This is a genomic window from Myceligenerans cantabricum (assembly GCF_054777735.1).
On sequence record NZ_BAAHAJ010000004.1, the window covers coordinates 450,178 to 465,411 of the forward strand.

Consider the following 15,234-nt stretch of genomic DNA (forward strand, 5'->3'; position numbering starts at 1 on the left):
GTCCGGGCCGGAGCAGCACAGCCTCCGCGGCCGGCCTCCCGCCTCGCTACCTCGCCGCCGTCTCGTCCTCGGCCTCGGTGGTCTCGTCCTTGACCTCGACCGCGCCCAGGACCCGGCGGAGGTACGTGTAGGTCAGGTCGCCGGCGGCCTGGTCGAACTGCTGCTCGTAGCCGTGCTTCGTGTAGAGCGACAGGTTCTGCTTCGAGTCCTTGCCGGTGAACACCCAGACCTCGGTGATCTGCGGGGGCAGGTACGGCGCGACGGCGACCAGCATCTGCGTGCCGATCCCGCGGCCCTGCTGGTCGGGTGCGACGGCGAGGCGCCCCAGCGTGGCCTTCTGCCCCTCCAGCTCCACGCGGATCGAGCCGATCAGGCGATGCCCCTCCCACGCGCCGACGGTCACGATGTCGTCGCGGGCCATGTCCTCGCGCAGCTCGTGCAGCGTCTGCGTGAGCGGCGGGATGTTCGGGTCGTCGTACAGCTGCGCCTCCGTGACGAACGCGGCTCGGCGGAGGGTGAGGAGCTCGCCCGCTTGGTCGTCCTCGACCAGGGCAATCGTCGTGGGTGCGTCGCTCATGGGGCAATGGTCGCAGAGAACCGCCGTCGAGTGGAACGTGCGCGCACCCGGGCCTCGTCGGACATACGCTGCCCGGGTGACCTCGCACTCCGGGACGACCCACTGGATCCTCACGCTCTCCTGCCCCGACGGGCCCGGCATCGTGCACGCCGTCGCGGGCCTGCTCGTCGAGCACGGCGGGAACATCACGGAGTCCCAGCAGTTCGGAGACCCGTACTCGGGACGCTTCTTCATGCGAGTCCAGGTGGAGGCCGCGACGTCGCGGGAGGACCTGGCGGCGGCGGTCGCCGGGCTCGCGGCCCGGTTCGACATGACGTGGAACCTCGACGTGGTCGGGCGGCCGATGCGGACCCTCGTGCTCGTGTCGAAGGCCGCGCACTGCCTGGTCGACCTGCTGTACCGGGAACGGTCGCAGCACATGCCGATCGACGTCGTCGGCGTGGTGGGCAACCACCGTGACCTCGAGGACATCGCCGACTTCTACCGGAAGCCGTTCCACCACGTGCCCGTCACCCGCGACACGAAGGCCGAGTCCGAGGCGACGCTCCGGACGCTGATCCAGGAGACCGACGCCGAGCTGGTGGTGCTGGCGCGCTACATGCAGATCCTGTCGGACGAGATGTGCCGCGACCACTCCGGGAAGATCATCAACATCCACCACTCGTTCCTGCCGTCGTTCAAGGGCGCGGGCCCGTACCGGCAGGCACACGACCGCGGCGTCAAGATCATCGGAGCCACCAGCCACTACGTCACGGGAGACCTGGACGAGGGGCCGATCATCGAGCAGGACGTGGAGCGCGTCGACCACTCGCACGCCATCGAGGACCTGGTGCGCGTCGGAGAGGACACGGAGCGCCGCACCCTGGCCCGCGCGGTCCGCTGGCACGCCGAGCACCGGGTCCTCCTGGACGGCCGCCGCACGGTGGTGTTCCGCTGACCGCGCTGTTCGTGCCCGGAAACAACTGGGTGCACGGTCTCGGGCGGGTCGGACCCGCCCGAGACCGTGCACCCGGCGTGCTGACGCGACGTGGCGCGTCAGGTGCTGAAGAGCGTCAGCTGCAGTTGTACGTCACGCCGTCGACCACGTGGTCACCCGGGCCGAGGTCCGCACAGACCTCCGCGAGCTGCCCGATCGCACCCGCGCCGACGATGCCGACGACAACACCCACGATGATGCCCAGCGCCATCAGGACGATGCTGACGATGATGCCCGCCTTCGCCATGCCGTTCTGGAAACCGGCCTCCTTGGACTTGTTCCGCGCAATGATCGACACGATCAGGCCGACCAGCGGAAGAAGGATCGCCAGGACGAGTCCGACGACGCCCATCGTCTTACCGGGATCCTCCGCGCCGGCCATGGGCTGGCCGTAGGACTGGGGTGCCTGCGGCGGCTGCCCGGAATCGGAGTACGTCATGTTTTCCTCTCATATACGGATGGTTCTCGTGCCGGAGAATGCCACAAGAACGGCCACGTTGCTACGTTCCGCGCGATAATCACCCAGGGATGGGGAGTTCTCCCCACCGCTGGGTCCTCAGCTCGTCGGGTCGAGCAGAACAGCCACCGTCCGGGCCGGGACGGCCGCCGTGCCCGGCCCGGCGTCCCACGTGGTCTCCCGGACGACGGCGTCCGCACCGTCCGACTGGACGGGCGAGAGCAGGAAGTCGCGACCGGACAGCTCTGGCAGCTCGACCACGGCGTCCTGCGGCGACGCGTTGAACACGACGAGCGCGCCGTCCAGGGACGGGTCGACGTCGGTGGTGCCGGCCAGGTCGTCGATCGACATCGCGATCACGCCCGGCAGGTCCTCCGCGCCCGCTCCCGCGGCCGTCCCCGGGAAGGTGACCTTCTCCTGGATCAGGTCCGCGGAACCGAGCCGCAGCAGGTCCGTCGAGCCGCGCAGCTCCAGCAGCTCCGCGGCCTGCGCGGACGCCAGGCCGATGTCGTCCGGCGACGGCGCCAGCGCGCGGTCCGCCAGCAGCGGCGACAGGTGCTGCCACGTGTCCTCGTTGTCGGCGGCCAGGGGCAGCCCGCGGCCGAAGCCGTTGTCCTGCCCCGACCAGTCGATGGCGTTGAACCAGTCCCCCGAGTCGTACGAGTTCCGGTCCAGCGACTTGGACCGCAGCAGGTCCGTCCCGGCGTGCCAGAACGACGGCGTCTGCGCCAGGGCCGTGGTCGCGAGGGTCAGGCTGTTCATGCGCACCCGCTCGTCCATCGGCGTGCCGGCCGGCAGCTTGAGCGCGAGGAGGTCGAACAGCGTCTCGTTGTCGTGCGCGTCGACGTAGGTGATGACCTCCTCCGGCGAGTCCGCGTAGCCTGCGGGCGAGCCCCGGTAGTCGATCTCGTCACCACGCCGGACCTCGCCGTCGGAGCCGACGAGCTCGAAGTCGCGCAGGTTTCCCGCGAGCCCCAGCTTCACCAGGTCCGTCTGGTGCGCGAGGTCGGCGGCCTCGTCGGCGCCGCCGTCGTTCACCGACCCGGCGTCGCCCAGGGCGGCCTCGCGGCCGTTCGGGTCCGTGAACAGGCCCGTCCCGACGCCCTGCTGGAACAGCGAGGAGCCGTCCACGGGCGACCCGCCGTGCATCGCGTCCCGCAACCGGTCGCTGAAGGTCCCGATGCCGGTCCCGCCGAGGTTGCCCTGCGTGGCCTGCTCGAAGCGGGCGCCGCCCGCGACCTCGCCGAAGTCCCAGCCCTCGCCGTACAGGTAGACGGCCGACCCGTCGACGCCGTCGTCCTCGGGCGTCAGGGCGTCCAGCGCCTCGCGGACCGCGAGCAGGTTCTCCTTCGAGTGGTGGCCCATGAGGTCGAAGCGGAAACCGTCCACGCGGTAGTCGCCCGCCCAGGTCACCACGGAGTCGACCATGAGCCGCTCGCCCATCGCGTGCTCGGTGGCCAGGTTCTGGCAGCAGGTCGACGTCTCGACGTCGCCCGTCACCGCGTTCTGCCGGTGGTAGTAGCCCGGCACCACGCGGTCCAGCACGGACGTGTCCGCCTGACCCGACGCCGTCGTGTGGTTGAACACCTGGTCCAGGATCACCTGGAGCCCGGCGTCGTGCAGCGACCCGACCATGCCGCGGAACTCCGCGACCCGCGCGCCGCCGTCGGCGTGCCGCGCGTACGAGCCCTCGGGCGTCGTGAAGTGGTACGGGTCGTAGCCCCAGTTGAAGCCGTCGTCGGCCTGGATCTCCGCGACCGCCGCCTGCTGCTCGGTGCCGTCCGGCGCGAAGCCGGACAGGTCGCCCGTCGTCGCCTGCGCGTCCCGGTCCTCGGGGATCGTGGCGATGTCGAACGTCGGCAGCAGGTGCACACCGGTCAGCCCGGCGTCGGCCAGGTCGCGCAGGTGCGTCATGCCGTCCGAGCCCGCGACGCCGAACGCCCCGTAGGTGCCGCGCAGCGCGGCCGGCACCGTCTCGTCCGCGATCGAGAAGTCGCGCACGTGCAGCTCGTAGATCGTCTGGTCCACGGGGCGCTCCACCACCGGCGCCGGGGTGCGGCGCCACTGCGCCGGACGCCAGCGCCGGTCGTCCAGGTTCACCGCGACCGAGTGCGTCGAGTCGAGCGCGAGCCCCACCGAGTACGGGTCGGTGACCACGTTGGTCTCGACCTGGCCCGTCGACGGCACGTAGACCTCGACCTCGAACCGGTAGTGCGCGCCGGACCAGCCGAGCTTCCTGGCGGCCTTGCCGCCGTGGTGCCCGGGACCCGACGGGTCGAACGTCCAGGCGCCGTCCCGCTGCCTCCGCATCTCGAACCGGCTCGGCTCGTCGTCGAGCGCAGCGCCCCGGGGCCACGCCTGCAACGTGACCGAGCGCGCCGTCGGCGCCCACAGCGCGAAGGCCGCCTTCTTCGGCCCACGCCAGGTCACGCCCAGCTCGCGGTCCGTGGCGAACAGGTCGTCGAGCACGCCCGGGAGCTGGACGCCCGTCGTGGCGGTGGGCGTGCCGGGCGTCTCGCCGTCGGCGTCGTACCGCTCCACCCGCACCGGCCCCCGCAAGGCCGCCGCCGCCGACCTACGGTCCATGCCGTCGGCCACCAGGGCCTGGTGGCCGGCCAGGTGCGGGAAGTCCTCGGCGACGTCGGCGGGCATGTCGCCCGGACGCAGGGTGTACGACGACGCGGCGGCGCCGGCCTCGTCACCGGCGACCAGACGCCAGTCGTCGCCCGCGCCGAAGCCGTCGGCGGGCACCAGCACGACGTCCTCGCGCACCCAGTGGGCGGCCTGCTGCCCCTCGCCGGGCGTGCCCGGCTCCCCGCTCTCGACCGCCGGGACCTTCGTCTCCGGGTCCCAGGTGAAGGTGACCTCGCCGCCGCCCGTCGTGTACGGGACGTCGGCGCCGTCGCGCTCGCCGTCGACCCCGTAGTTCTCGGCCCAGGACCCGCCGACCGCGACCTTGAACTCGTAGCTGCCGGCCGGGATCTCGAAGGTCCCGGCGTAGGTGCCGTCGTCCTGCAGGACGAGGCGGGCGGCCTCGCAGTCCGGCGTCCAGTCGCCGGCGCAGCCCATCTCGGAATTGTGGCTGCCGGGCACGGTGACCATCAGGTCCCCCGGGTCGGTGCCGCCGTCGTCCGCGACGCCGCTCACGTCCACGCCCACGGACCCGAACGAGCTCGCGGCAGCGCGGTCGCCGTCGGCGTCCTGCGTGACGGCGCGGTACTCGACGAGCGTGCCGTCGGGGAGACCGGACGTGTCGTGGAAGACGCGCGGGCTGGTGCTCTCGGCGGTGCCGAGCGCGGTCCACTCCTCGGTGCCGACGGCGCGCCACGCGAACGAGGTCTCCGCCCAGGAGTCGTCGATCGACGCGGCGACCGGCGCCGTGCCGGTCATGGCGGCGCCTGCACGGGAACCCGTGCCGGGGACGACGACGATCTCCCCGCTGGTGTCCGCGGCGACCTGCCGGTCGGCGACGAGGACGACGGCCGAGCGGGCCGCGACGGTGAGGGTGACCTCGCCGGACTCGTCCGCCGTGACCGGTTCGGCGCCCGCGCCGCCGTCGTAGAGCACCTCGTAGGAGGCGCCCGGCGTCAGGGTCGTGAACGACGCCGTCGCCTCCTGGGCCGCGTTGTTCAGCCCGACCAGGTGCTCGATCTTCTCCTGGCGGTCCACGCGGGAGAAGGCGTAGACGCCCGCGCCGTCGGCCGCGTGGCGCTCGACCTGCGCGCCCGTCGCGAGGGCCGTGTGCTCCTCGCGGAGCGTGGCGAGGGCCGCGATGTGCTCGTAGAGCGGGGCCGTCGTGTCGTAGCGGTCCTGGCTGCCTGCCTGCTCGCCGGTGACGAGCGGCTGGTCCGCGTACTCGTCGACCTGCGTGGCGAAGAGCGTCTGGCGCGCGTCCTTGTCGCCGCCGGAGCCGGCGAACCCCTGCTCGTCGCCGTAGTAGACCACGGGCTGGCCGCGGGTCAGGTACATCAGCTCGTGGGCGAGCTCGTCGCGCTGCAGCGGCTCGTCGGAGCCGGCGAGCAGGTACCCGACGCGCCCCATGTCGTGGTTGCCGAGGAACGTCGGCAGTGCCGTGGACGAGGAGTCCGGCGTCGTGTAGCGGTCGTCGCTCGCGAAGAGGTCCGCGAGGCGCCGGGCGCTGTTGCCGCCGGCGTAGCTCGTGGCCGCGGCCTGGAACGAGAAGTCCAGCACCGAGGACATGTCGGTGTCCCGCACGTACGGGGACGTCTTGGCGGCGTCGGCGTCGTAGACCTCGCCGAAAGTGAAGAACTCGTCCTTGCCCCGGGCGTGCGCGTAGTCCTGGATCGCGGTGGACCACTCCTCCCAGAACTCCGGGTTGACGTGCTTCGCCGTGTCGATGCGGAACCCGTCGATGCCGAGGTCGACCCACGCCTCGTAGATCTCCTCCATGCCGTTCACGACCGTCGGGTGCTCCGTCATGAGGTCGTCCAGGCCGGAGAAGTCGCCGTAGGTGACGGACTCGCCCTCCCACGTCGAGTTGCCCCGGTTGTGGTACAGCGTCGGGTCGTTGAGCCAGGCCGGGACCTTGAGGTCCGCGTCCTCGTCCGCGACCACCGGGGTGTACGGGAAGCTCGTGGCGGCGTCGAGAGCCGGGAAGTCACCGGTGCCGGCGTGGTCGGCCGGGTCGAAGACGTTGCCGTCGGCGTCGAGGTACGGGCTGGTCGCCTGGTCGACGTAGTCGTAGGTGCCCTCCTCGTAGTCGACGACGTCGGCGGTGTGGTTCGTGATGATGTCGAAGTAGACCTTGATGCCGCGCGCGTGGGCGTCGTCGATCAGGGCCGCCAGCTCCGCGTTGGTGCCCAGGTGCGGGTCGATCCGCGTGAAGTCGGTGATCCAGTAGCCGTGGTAGCCGGCGCTGACGTCGTCTCCCGAGCCCTGGACGGGGCGGTTGAGGAAGCTGGGGGTGAGCCAGATCGCCGTCGTGCCCAGGCCCTCGACGTAGTCGAGGTTCTCGGCCAGGCCCGCGAGGTCGCCACCCTGGTAGAAGCCCTTGTCCGTGGGGTCGAAGCCGGTCTCGAGGCGGTCGCCGTCGAGGTCGCCCGTGTCGTTCGTGGGGTCGCCGTTGGCGAACCGGTCGGTCATGACGAAGTAGAAGCGCTCGTCGGAGCCGGGCTGGCGGACCGGCGGGGCGACGAGGGCGTCGTCGGCCCCGGAGTAGTCGCCCGCGAGGTCCAGCGGGGTGAGGGACGTGCGGCGGGTGGTGTCGTCGTAGGTGACGCGGACCGTGGCCGGGCCGTCGAGGTGGAGCGGCCCGTTGTCGTCGCCGCCACCCGGACCGTACGACTCGTCCCAGGAGCCGTCGAGGGCGACCTTGTACTCGTAGGTGCCGGCCGGGAGATCGACCTCCGCGGTGAACGTGCCGTCGCCGACGGGCGTCAGGGTGGAGTCCTGGCAGGTGGGGTCCCAGTTCTCGGCGCAGCCGAGCGCGGTCTGCAGGTCGCCGACGAGGGTCGCGGAACCGGCCGCGGTCTCGGCCGCGGCCGCCGTGCCCGCGGTGGCCGACACGGCGCCGAGACCGGTGACGGCGAGCAGGGACGCGGCCGCAGCGAGCGCCGTCGGACGACGGAGCGCACCGGGCGTCGCCGGGCGGTGTGGGCGTAGGTGTTCCGGCCCTGGTCGGGGCGTGCGGGCAGGGGGTGCGGCAGGCATGGAGACTCCTTCGTCGTCCTCGAGGACCTCCGCGACTGTAACGCTTGCAAGAATTTGCAGCAAGCGTCGCGACGATCACGGAGGCCTGGCCGAGGGCCGCCGGAGCGGAACGCCCGCCGCCGGGCCGGTCAGTGCGCGATGTGCTCCTTGGCGTCGCCGAACGTGCCGCCGGGGAGCTCCGACCGGGGCTCGTAGACCAGGTAGAGCATGCCGGTCGGGAACGCCTCCGAGTGCGTGAGCGCGAGCGGGACGGTGGGACCGTCCTCGGGGAACAGCCGCCCCAGGCCGCCACCTGCGAGGACAGGGTGCACGAACAGGTGGAGCTCGTCGAGCAGACCGGCGGCGATCAGCTGACGCACCACCGACGGCGAGCCCGACAGGAAGATGTCACCGGGCTCTTCCTTGAGCCGGGTGACCGCCTCGACGAGCTCGCCCCCGAGCTGCTCGGAGTTGCGCCACGTGAAGTCGAGCTTCTGGTGGGAGACCACGTACTTCCGCTTGTCGCCGAGGTCCTTGGCCATCTGGGCGTCGTCCTCCCCGGCCAGCTCCCGCTCAGGCCACGCGCCCGCGAAGCTCTCGTAGGTGACGCGGCCGAAGATCATGCGCGGCGCCTCGTGCGTCTTGGTGACGGCGGCGCCGAGGTGCTCGTCGAAGTAGGGGAAGTGCCACTCGCCCTCGCCGACCTCGACCACGCCGTCGAGCGCGATGAACATGCTGGAGATGATCTTGGCCATCGTGAAGTCCTCCTGTGTGCTGCCCGGACCCGCCGGGCGGCGGGTCATCGGTACAGACGATGCCGCCGTCGGGAACTCACCGCTCGGGGGACAGCGGGAGCTTGAACCCCTCGTGCGACGGGGCGTAGCCGAGAGAGCGGTAGAAGCGGTGCGCCTCCGGACGCCGCTTGTCGCTCGTGAGCTGGGCGAGGACGCAGCCGCGAGCACGGCCGCGGTCGTGGGCGTGCTCCATCAGGAGGCGGCCGACGCCCTGACCGCGGAGGGCGGCGTCGACGCGGACCGCCTCGACGAGCAGCCGGACCGCGCCGTTGCGCGAGATGCCCGGGACGTAGGTGAGCTGCATGCACCCGACCACCTCGCCGCCCCGGACTGCCACGTCCTCGTCGCCGTGCGGGGCGTCGCCGTCCCGCACGGCGACGACCAGCTCGTTGTCCGGGCTGGCCTGGATCGCCTCGAATCCGCGCAGGTGCGCGTCGCCGGACGCGCCGGTCCGCCGAGCCGCTACGGCGTCGTCGGCGATCAGCTCGACGATGCGCGGCAGATCCTCACGGAGCGCGTCCCGGAAGCCGATGTCCACAGCGCAACGGTATAGCGCCCGGACGATCAGCCCGCCAGGTGGCTCCACCGGGGGGCCAGGTCGCGCCACGGGCCGACCGCGGCCACCCCGCCCGCGTCCAGGACGACGACACGGTCGGCGCGGGCCAGTGCGGCTCGCTTCGACGTCGCGCCGATGACGGTGGTGCCACGCTCGCGGAGCGCCGCCCACAGCTCGATCTCCGTCGCTGCGTCCAGGGCGGACGACACGTCGTCGGCGAGCAGCAGCTCGGCGTCGGCCGCGAGCGCCCGGGCGAGCGCGAGGCGCTGCACCTGACCGCCGGACAGCCGCACGCCGCGGTGGCCCACCAGGGAGTGGGCGCCGCCGGCATCGGCGATGTCCGGGGTGAGCCGGGCGGCCTCGACCGGGCCGTCGAGCTCGCGCTCGTGGTCGAGCCGCACGTTGTCCGCGAACGTCCCCGAGAGCACACGCGGGACCTGGGCGACGTAGGCGACCTGACCGGGCCGCAGGAACGTCTGCGCGTCCGTCACCTCGGTGTCGTTCCAGCGGATCTCGCCGGTGTGCTCCATGAGGCCGGCCATGGAGGAGAGCAGGCTGGACTTGCCCGCGCCGACCTGGCCGAGCAGCAGCACGAGCTCGCCGCGCCGGACGGTGAGGTCGACGTCGGACACGCCGATCGTCCCGTCGTCGTGCACGGCGGTGAGGCCGCGCAGCTCGATGTGCTCCAGGGGCGCACGCGGCCCCGGCGCCGGATCGGGCGCGGTGCCGGTGGGAAGGTCGACACCGTCGGGCTGGTCGATCAGGTCGACGCCGCCGGCGAACCGGCTGGTCGCCTTCTGCCAGTTCCGCGTGCCGGGCGCCTCGGTGATCACCATGCCCGCGACCATGCCGAACCAGCCGAACCCGGCGACGGCACCGGCCACCATCAGGGTGGTCGCCAGGCCCCAGGTACCTTGCAGGAGCAGGGCCCACGCGACGACGACGCCGCTCTGCAGCACGATGCCGGGGACGCCTTCCAGCACCGCCTGGACGCGGTGCTCGAAGACGGCCGCCTTGACCCGCCCGCCGTCGACCTGCCGCAGGTGCGCGTGCACCTCGGGGGTCCGGGCGGCGAGCTTGACCGTCCGTGCCGAGTCGAGCGCGGAGACGAGCGCGCGGCCGAACCGGGCGCGGGCCGCCGAGGACTTCGTCGCGGACCGCCCGGCGATGGGCCGTCCGATCGCCGAGGCCGCGGCCGAGATCGCCATGACGCTCAGCAGCACCGCGCCGACCAGCCAGGAGCCGCCGACCAGGGTCGCGACCGCGACCACGATGAGGCCGTTGACGAAGTCGATCCAGCGGTCCGTGTAGTTCACGAACCGGTCGGCGTCCATCGCGCGGGCGACGATCTCTCCGGGCGGCGCGGCAGGCAGCCGCCGCTGCTTGGTCTGCCCGGCCATGACGGACATCCGCACGCGGAGCAGGATGTCGATCCACCACTTCGGGTACACGTAGATGGCGTGGGCGAGCATGATCGGTGACGCGACGAGCAGCACCGGCAGTCCGATGAACTCGGCCAGCGGGATGCCCCCGCCGGAGTCGATGCCCTCCACGATGCGGCCCCACAGGAAGGTGGTGAGCACTCCGGCGGCGTTGATCATGCTGAACGTCAGGAACAGCACGACACCGAAGACGCCCCAGGCCGGGCGGATGAAGACCGCGTGCAGGACCGTGCGCGCGAGGCTGGGCCCGTCACCAGGATCGTGGACCTTCGGCGGGGCCCCGCGGCGCCGCTTGGTCCCGACAGCCCCGGTCACCGCGGTCCCTGCGGCCGTGGCCAGGGCGACGTCGCCCGACGACGGCGACGCGGCGGATCCCGCCGCAGCCCGCTCCGAGCCGGCGACCGGAGGGACGTCGTCCGGGTCCGTGGCGCCCGGTCCGGGGACGGTCTCGGACACGATGCCCGCGGCCGACGCCGCACCGGCCGCCTCGGGCGCGACAGCCTGCGGGGAGACCTCACCGGGGCCCTCCTCCAGCAGCCCGTCCTCGGCGGCGTGCGAGACGCTCGCCGCCAGCAGGTCGCGGAACGGGCCGGGAGCGCTGACGAGCTCGGCCCGCCGGCCCTGCTGCACGACCCTGCCATGGTCCAGCACGGCCACGTGACCGGCACGCTCGATGGTGGTGAGCCGGTGCGCGACCAGCACGCCCGTACGCCCGCTGAGCAGGCGGTCCGAAGCGGCCACGACGCGGGCCTCGGTCAGCGGGTCCATCCGCGCGGTCGCCTCGTCGAGCACGACCACCTGGACGTGCCGCACCAGCAGCCGGGCGAACGCGACGAGCTGTTCCTCGCCCGCCGAGAGGCGGGTACCGCCCGGCCCGAGCAGGGTGTCCAGGCCGTCGGGCAGGCCGTCCGTCCAGTCGGTCAGCCCGAGCTCGACGACGGCCGCCTCGATCTGCGCCCGGGGCACGTCGGCGAAGAGGGCGATGTTCTCCGCGAGCGTCCCGGCCAGGATCTCGGTCCGCTGCGTCACCACACCGACCGCACCACGCAGCTCCTGCAGGTCGAGGTCGCGCACGTCCACGCCGCCCAGGAACACGGCGCCACGCGGCGGTTCCACGGCCCGCGACAGCAGCGCGGCCAGCGTCGACTTCCCGGACCCGGTACGGCCCACGAGGGCGATCGTCTCGCCCGCGGGTACCGTCAGGGCCACGTCCTGCAGGGCGAACGTCCCCTCGGCGTAGGAGAAGTTCAGGTCGCGCAGCTCGAGGTCCAGCGGCGGCTCGGGAACGGACCTGCCACCCGCGGGCTCCGGCGCGACGCCGAGCATCTGCCGGATCCGCGTGAGCGCGCCCAGCCCTTCCTGGATGTCCGGGAGGTGATGGATCAGCATGTCGGTCTGGGCTACGAACCCGGCCGTGACCAAGAACAGCGTGACGAGCCGGGCGGTCCCCAGGTCACCGTCGGCGGCCAGGGCCGCGCCGATCACCGCGATGCCGGCGAGCATCGCGTGCAGCACCACGCCGGCGCGCCGGAGCATCACCGACTCGACCTTCACGACCGCCTCCAGCCTGCGATGCACCTCGGCGGACAGGCCCGCCAGGCGCCGGATCGCGAAGGCGCGGCCCAGACTGGTGCGCAGGTCATCGCGGGCGGCGACGGCCTCTTCGAAGGCGGCGGCGTGGTCGGTCCACGCGATCTCCTCGACGACCTTGAGCTCGACGATCCGGCCCAGCAGGCCGCGGATGAGCAGCACGGTCAGCGCGACGAGCACCGGGAACAGGAACCAGGCGGGCCACCAGGTCAGGCCGGCGATGATCCACATCGGCACCGACCCGATCACGGAGCGCGCGGCACCCCACAGCTGGCGCCGCACGAGCTGCCCGACGGCGTGCGTGTCGTCGTCGACGCGGTCCAGGATCTCGCCGACCGCCTGCTCGTTGAGCGTGCTCAGCGGCTGGTGCATGGCGGCGCGCAGCAGGTCGCCGCGCAGCTTGCCCTCGGCACGGTCGGTGACCCCGGCCCACGCCACCTGCCCCGCGCTGTCCAGGAACGCGCCACCGACCAGGCACACGGCGAGCAGCAGGACGCCGGCGAGCGTCGCATCGTCCGCGAGCCGGCCCGCGATGACCGATCCGTAGGCCTGAGCAGTGACCGCGACCACCAGCGCGAGCAGCGAGACGAGCGCGACAGGACCGCTCAGCCTGCGCCAGTCGAGCCGCCGCGCGGGGTCGTCAGCGACACGCGGGGTCCGGGTCTCGGACGCGCGCTGCGGTGGGGTGATCGTTGCCTGAGCCATCACCGCTCACGCTACGTCGGGACACCGACATCCCCCGCCTCTTTTTCCACAGGCAGACGGACGTCACATCGATGACCTCTCTTTGCCCGGCCCGCGCCGCCGAGTCCCGGCGGCGCGGGCGGAGGGCACGGGCCGTCAGAGCGCCGCGAGCGCCTCGTTGAAGGTCGCGCTGGGGCGCATGACCGCCGAGGCCTTCTCGTCCTCGGGCTGGTAGTAGCCGCCGATGTCGGCGGGCTTGCCCTGGACGGCGACGAGCTCGGCGACGATCGTCTCCTCGTCGGCGCTCAGCTTCTCCGCGAGGGGCGTGAACGCCGCGGCGAGCTCGGCGTCGTCGGACTGGGCGCTGAGCTCCTTCGCCCAGTACAGGGCGAGGTAGAAGTGGGAGCCGCGGTTGTCGACGGTGCCGAGCTTGCGTCCCGGGGAACGGTCCTGGTCGAGGAACGTGCCGGTCGCCTTGTCGAGCGTGTCGGCGAGCACCTGCGCGCGGGCGTCACCCGTGTACTTCGCGAGGTGCTCGAAGGACGCGGCCAGGGCGAAGAACTCGCCGAGCGAGTCCCATCGCAGGTAGTCCTCCTCGACGAGCTGCTGCACGTGCTTCGGCGCGGAGCCGCCGGCGCCCGTCTCGAAGAGGCCGCCGCCGTTCATCAGCGGGACGACGGAGAGCATCTTCGCCGACGTGCCGACCTCGAGGATCGGGAACAGGTCGGTGTTGTAGTCGCGCAGCACGTTGCCGGTGACGGAGATGGTGTCCTCGCCCTTGCGGATGCGCTCCAGGGAGTAGGTGGTGGCCTCGGCGGGCGCCATGATCTCGAGGGTCAGACCGCCGGTCTCGCCGGACGAGCCGTCGTCGAGGTACTCGCGGACCTTCTCGATGAGGCGGGCGTCGTGCGCACGGTTCTCGTCGAGCCAGAACACGGCGGGCACGCCGGTGGCGCGGGCACGGGTGACGGCCAGCCTGACCCAGTCGCGGATCGCGACGTCCTTGGCCTGGCAGGCGCGCCAGATGTCGCCGGGCTGGACGTGGTGCTCCATGACGGTCCCGCCCGCGCTGTCGAGGACGCGCACGACGCCGGCGGCCGCGATCTCGAAGGTCTTGTCGTGGGAGCCGTACTCCTCGGCCTTCTTGGCCATGAGGCCCACGTTCGGGACGGAGCCCATGGTGGCCGGGTCGAGCGCGCCGTTGGCCTTGCAGTCGTCGATGACGGCCTGGTAGACGCCGGCGTAGGACGAGTCGGGGATGACGGCGAGCGTGTCGGCCTCGTTGCCGTCGGGGCCCCACATGTGGCCGCCGCTGCGGATCATCGCGGGCATGGAGGCGTCGATGATGACGTCGGACGGGACGTGCAGACCGGTGATGCCCTTGTCGGAGTTCACCATGGCGAGCGCCGGGCCGTCGGCGAGCGCGGCGTCGAACGCGGCGCGGATCTCGGCGCCGTTCGGCAGGTTCCCGAGGCCGGGGAGGATCGTGCCGAGGCCGTCGTCGGCGGACAGGCCGGCGGCGGCGAGGTCGCCCTCGTACGCGTCGAAGACGGGCTTGAAGAAGGTCTTGACCACGTGGCCGAAGATGATCGGGTCGGAGACCTTCATCATCGTGGCCTTGAGATGCGCGGAGAAGAGGACGCCGTCCGCCTTCGCCCTGGCGATCGCGTCGCTCAGGAACGCGTCCAGCGCGGCCGCCGACATGAAGGTGCCGTCGAAGACCTCGCCCGCGTCGACCGTGAGCCGTTCGCGCAGCACCGTCACGGTGCCGTCAGCGGCGACGTGCTCGATCCGCAGCGTGTCGTCCGCGGGGATCACCACGGACTTCTCGTTCGAGAAGAAGTCGTCCTGGCCCATGGTGGCGACGGCGGTCCGGGACTCGGGCGACCAGGCACCCATGCGGTGCGGGTGCGCCTTGGCGTAGTTCTTGACCGACGCCGGGGCCCGGCGGTCCGAGTTGCCCTCGCGCAGCACCGGGTTCACGGCCGAGCCCTTGACCCGGTCGTAGCGGGCGCGGTTCTCCCGCTCCTCGTCCGTGGCGGGCTCCTCCGGGTAGTCAGGGAGGTCGTACCCCTGACCCTGGAGCTCGGCGATCGCGGCCTTGAGCTGCGGCACGGAGGCTGAGATGTTGGGCAGCTTGATGATGTTGGCGTCCGGCTGCGTCGCCAGCTCGCCGAGCTCGGCGAGCGCGTCGGGCTGAGCCTGCTCCGCGGTGAGTCGGTCCGGGAACTGCGCGACGATGCGGCCGGCCAGCGAGATGTCGCGGGTCTCGACTTCCACGCCCGCCTTGGCCGCGTAGGCCGAGACGATCGGGAGAAAGGAGTAGGTCGCCAGCATCGGCGCCTCGTCCGTGTGGGTGTAGATGATCTTGGCCATGGGCAGAACAGGCTCCTGGATCAGTTGGCAGACGATTTCTTGATATCAAGATACCGTGCCGAAACCTGGATCGAGGCATCGGGTAACGAGACTCACAAGCCCGCCCGCCGGCGTCGTCCCCCGTCCTGGCGGC

8 protein-coding genes are annotated in these 15,234 nt (G+C 72.1%); 1 reads left to right on the plus strand and 7 read right to left on the minus strand.

Going from position 1 to position 15,234, the window contains the following annotated elements:
* Positions 1-46 precede the first annotated feature (46 nt).
* The gene (locus ACYU96_RS04405; protein WP_460749406.1) at positions 47-577 is read right to left on the minus strand and encodes a GNAT family N-acetyltransferase; all 531 of its coding nucleotides are present in this window, start codon (positions 575-577) and stop codon (positions 47-49) included.
* A 76-nt stretch (positions 578-653) separates the two neighbouring features.
* On the opposite strand from ACYU96_RS04405, the gene purU reads away from it, so the two are divergent.
* Positions 654-1,514, plus strand: coding sequence for a formyltetrahydrofolate deformylase (gene purU / locus ACYU96_RS04410; RefSeq protein WP_460749409.1), 861 nt, complete (start codon positions 654-656; stop codon positions 1,512-1,514).
* Positions 1,515-1,629: 115 nt separating this feature from the next.
* On the opposite strand, the gene ACYU96_RS04415 is transcribed toward purU, so the two are convergent.
* The 6 genes from ACYU96_RS04415 to ACYU96_RS04440 form a co-directional block, all read right to left on the minus strand.
* The gene (locus ACYU96_RS04415) at positions 1,630-1,992 is read right to left on the minus strand and encodes a DUF4190 domain-containing protein (protein ID WP_460749411.1); all 363 of its coding nucleotides are present in this window, start codon (positions 1,990-1,992) and stop codon (positions 1,630-1,632) included.
* A gap of 117 nt (positions 1,993-2,109) precedes the next feature.
* Positions 2,110-7,680: a pullulanase-type alpha-1,6-glucosidase gene (pulA, locus tag ACYU96_RS04420; protein WP_460749414.1), complete on the minus strand. Its 5,571-nt coding sequence runs from the start codon at positions 7,678-7,680 to the stop codon at positions 2,110-2,112.
* 128 nt (positions 7,681-7,808) lie between these two features.
* Positions 7,809-8,462: a dihydrofolate reductase family protein gene (locus ACYU96_RS04425; protein ID WP_460749416.1), complete on the minus strand. Its 654-nt coding sequence runs from the start codon at positions 8,460-8,462 to the stop codon at positions 7,809-7,811.
* Between the two features lie 28 nt (positions 8,463-8,490).
* Positions 8,491-8,991: a GNAT family N-acetyltransferase gene (locus tag ACYU96_RS04430; RefSeq protein WP_460749419.1), complete on the minus strand. Its 501-nt coding sequence runs from the start codon at positions 8,989-8,991 to the stop codon at positions 8,491-8,493.
* Positions 8,992-9,017: 26 nt separating this feature from the next.
* Complete coding sequence (locus ACYU96_RS04435; RefSeq protein WP_460749421.1) at positions 9,018-12,746, minus strand: ATP-binding cassette domain-containing protein; 3,729 nt, start codon at positions 12,744-12,746, stop codon at positions 9,018-9,020.
* 135 nt (positions 12,747-12,881) lie between these two features.
* Positions 12,882-15,101, minus strand: coding sequence for an NADP-dependent isocitrate dehydrogenase (locus ACYU96_RS04440; protein WP_460749424.1), 2,220 nt, complete (start codon positions 15,099-15,101; stop codon positions 12,882-12,884).
* Positions 15,102-15,234 lie beyond the last annotated feature (133 nt).

Coding starts and splice junctions, on each gene's coding strand:
- ACYU96_RS04405 (WP_460749406.1), bottom strand. CDS start 577: ATGAGCGACGCACCCACGACGATTGCCCTGGTCGAGGACGACCAAGCG.
- ACYU96_RS04415 (WP_460749411.1), bottom strand. CDS start 1,992: ATGACGTACTCCGATTCCGGGCAGCCGCCGCAGGCACCCCAGTCCTAC.
- pulA (WP_460749414.1), bottom strand. CDS start 7,680: ATGCCTGCCGCACCCCCTGCCCGCACGCCCCGACCAGGGCCGGAACAC.
- ACYU96_RS04425 (WP_460749416.1), bottom strand. CDS start 8,462: ATGACCCGCCGCCCGGCGGGTCCGGGCAGCACACAGGAGGACTTCACG.
- ACYU96_RS04435 (WP_460749421.1), bottom strand. CDS start 12,746: ATGGCTCAGGCAACGATCACCCCACCGCAGCGCGCGTCCGAGACCCGG.
- ACYU96_RS04440 (WP_460749424.1), bottom strand. CDS start 15,101: ATGGCCAAGATCATCTACACCCACACGGACGAGGCGCCGATGCTGGCG.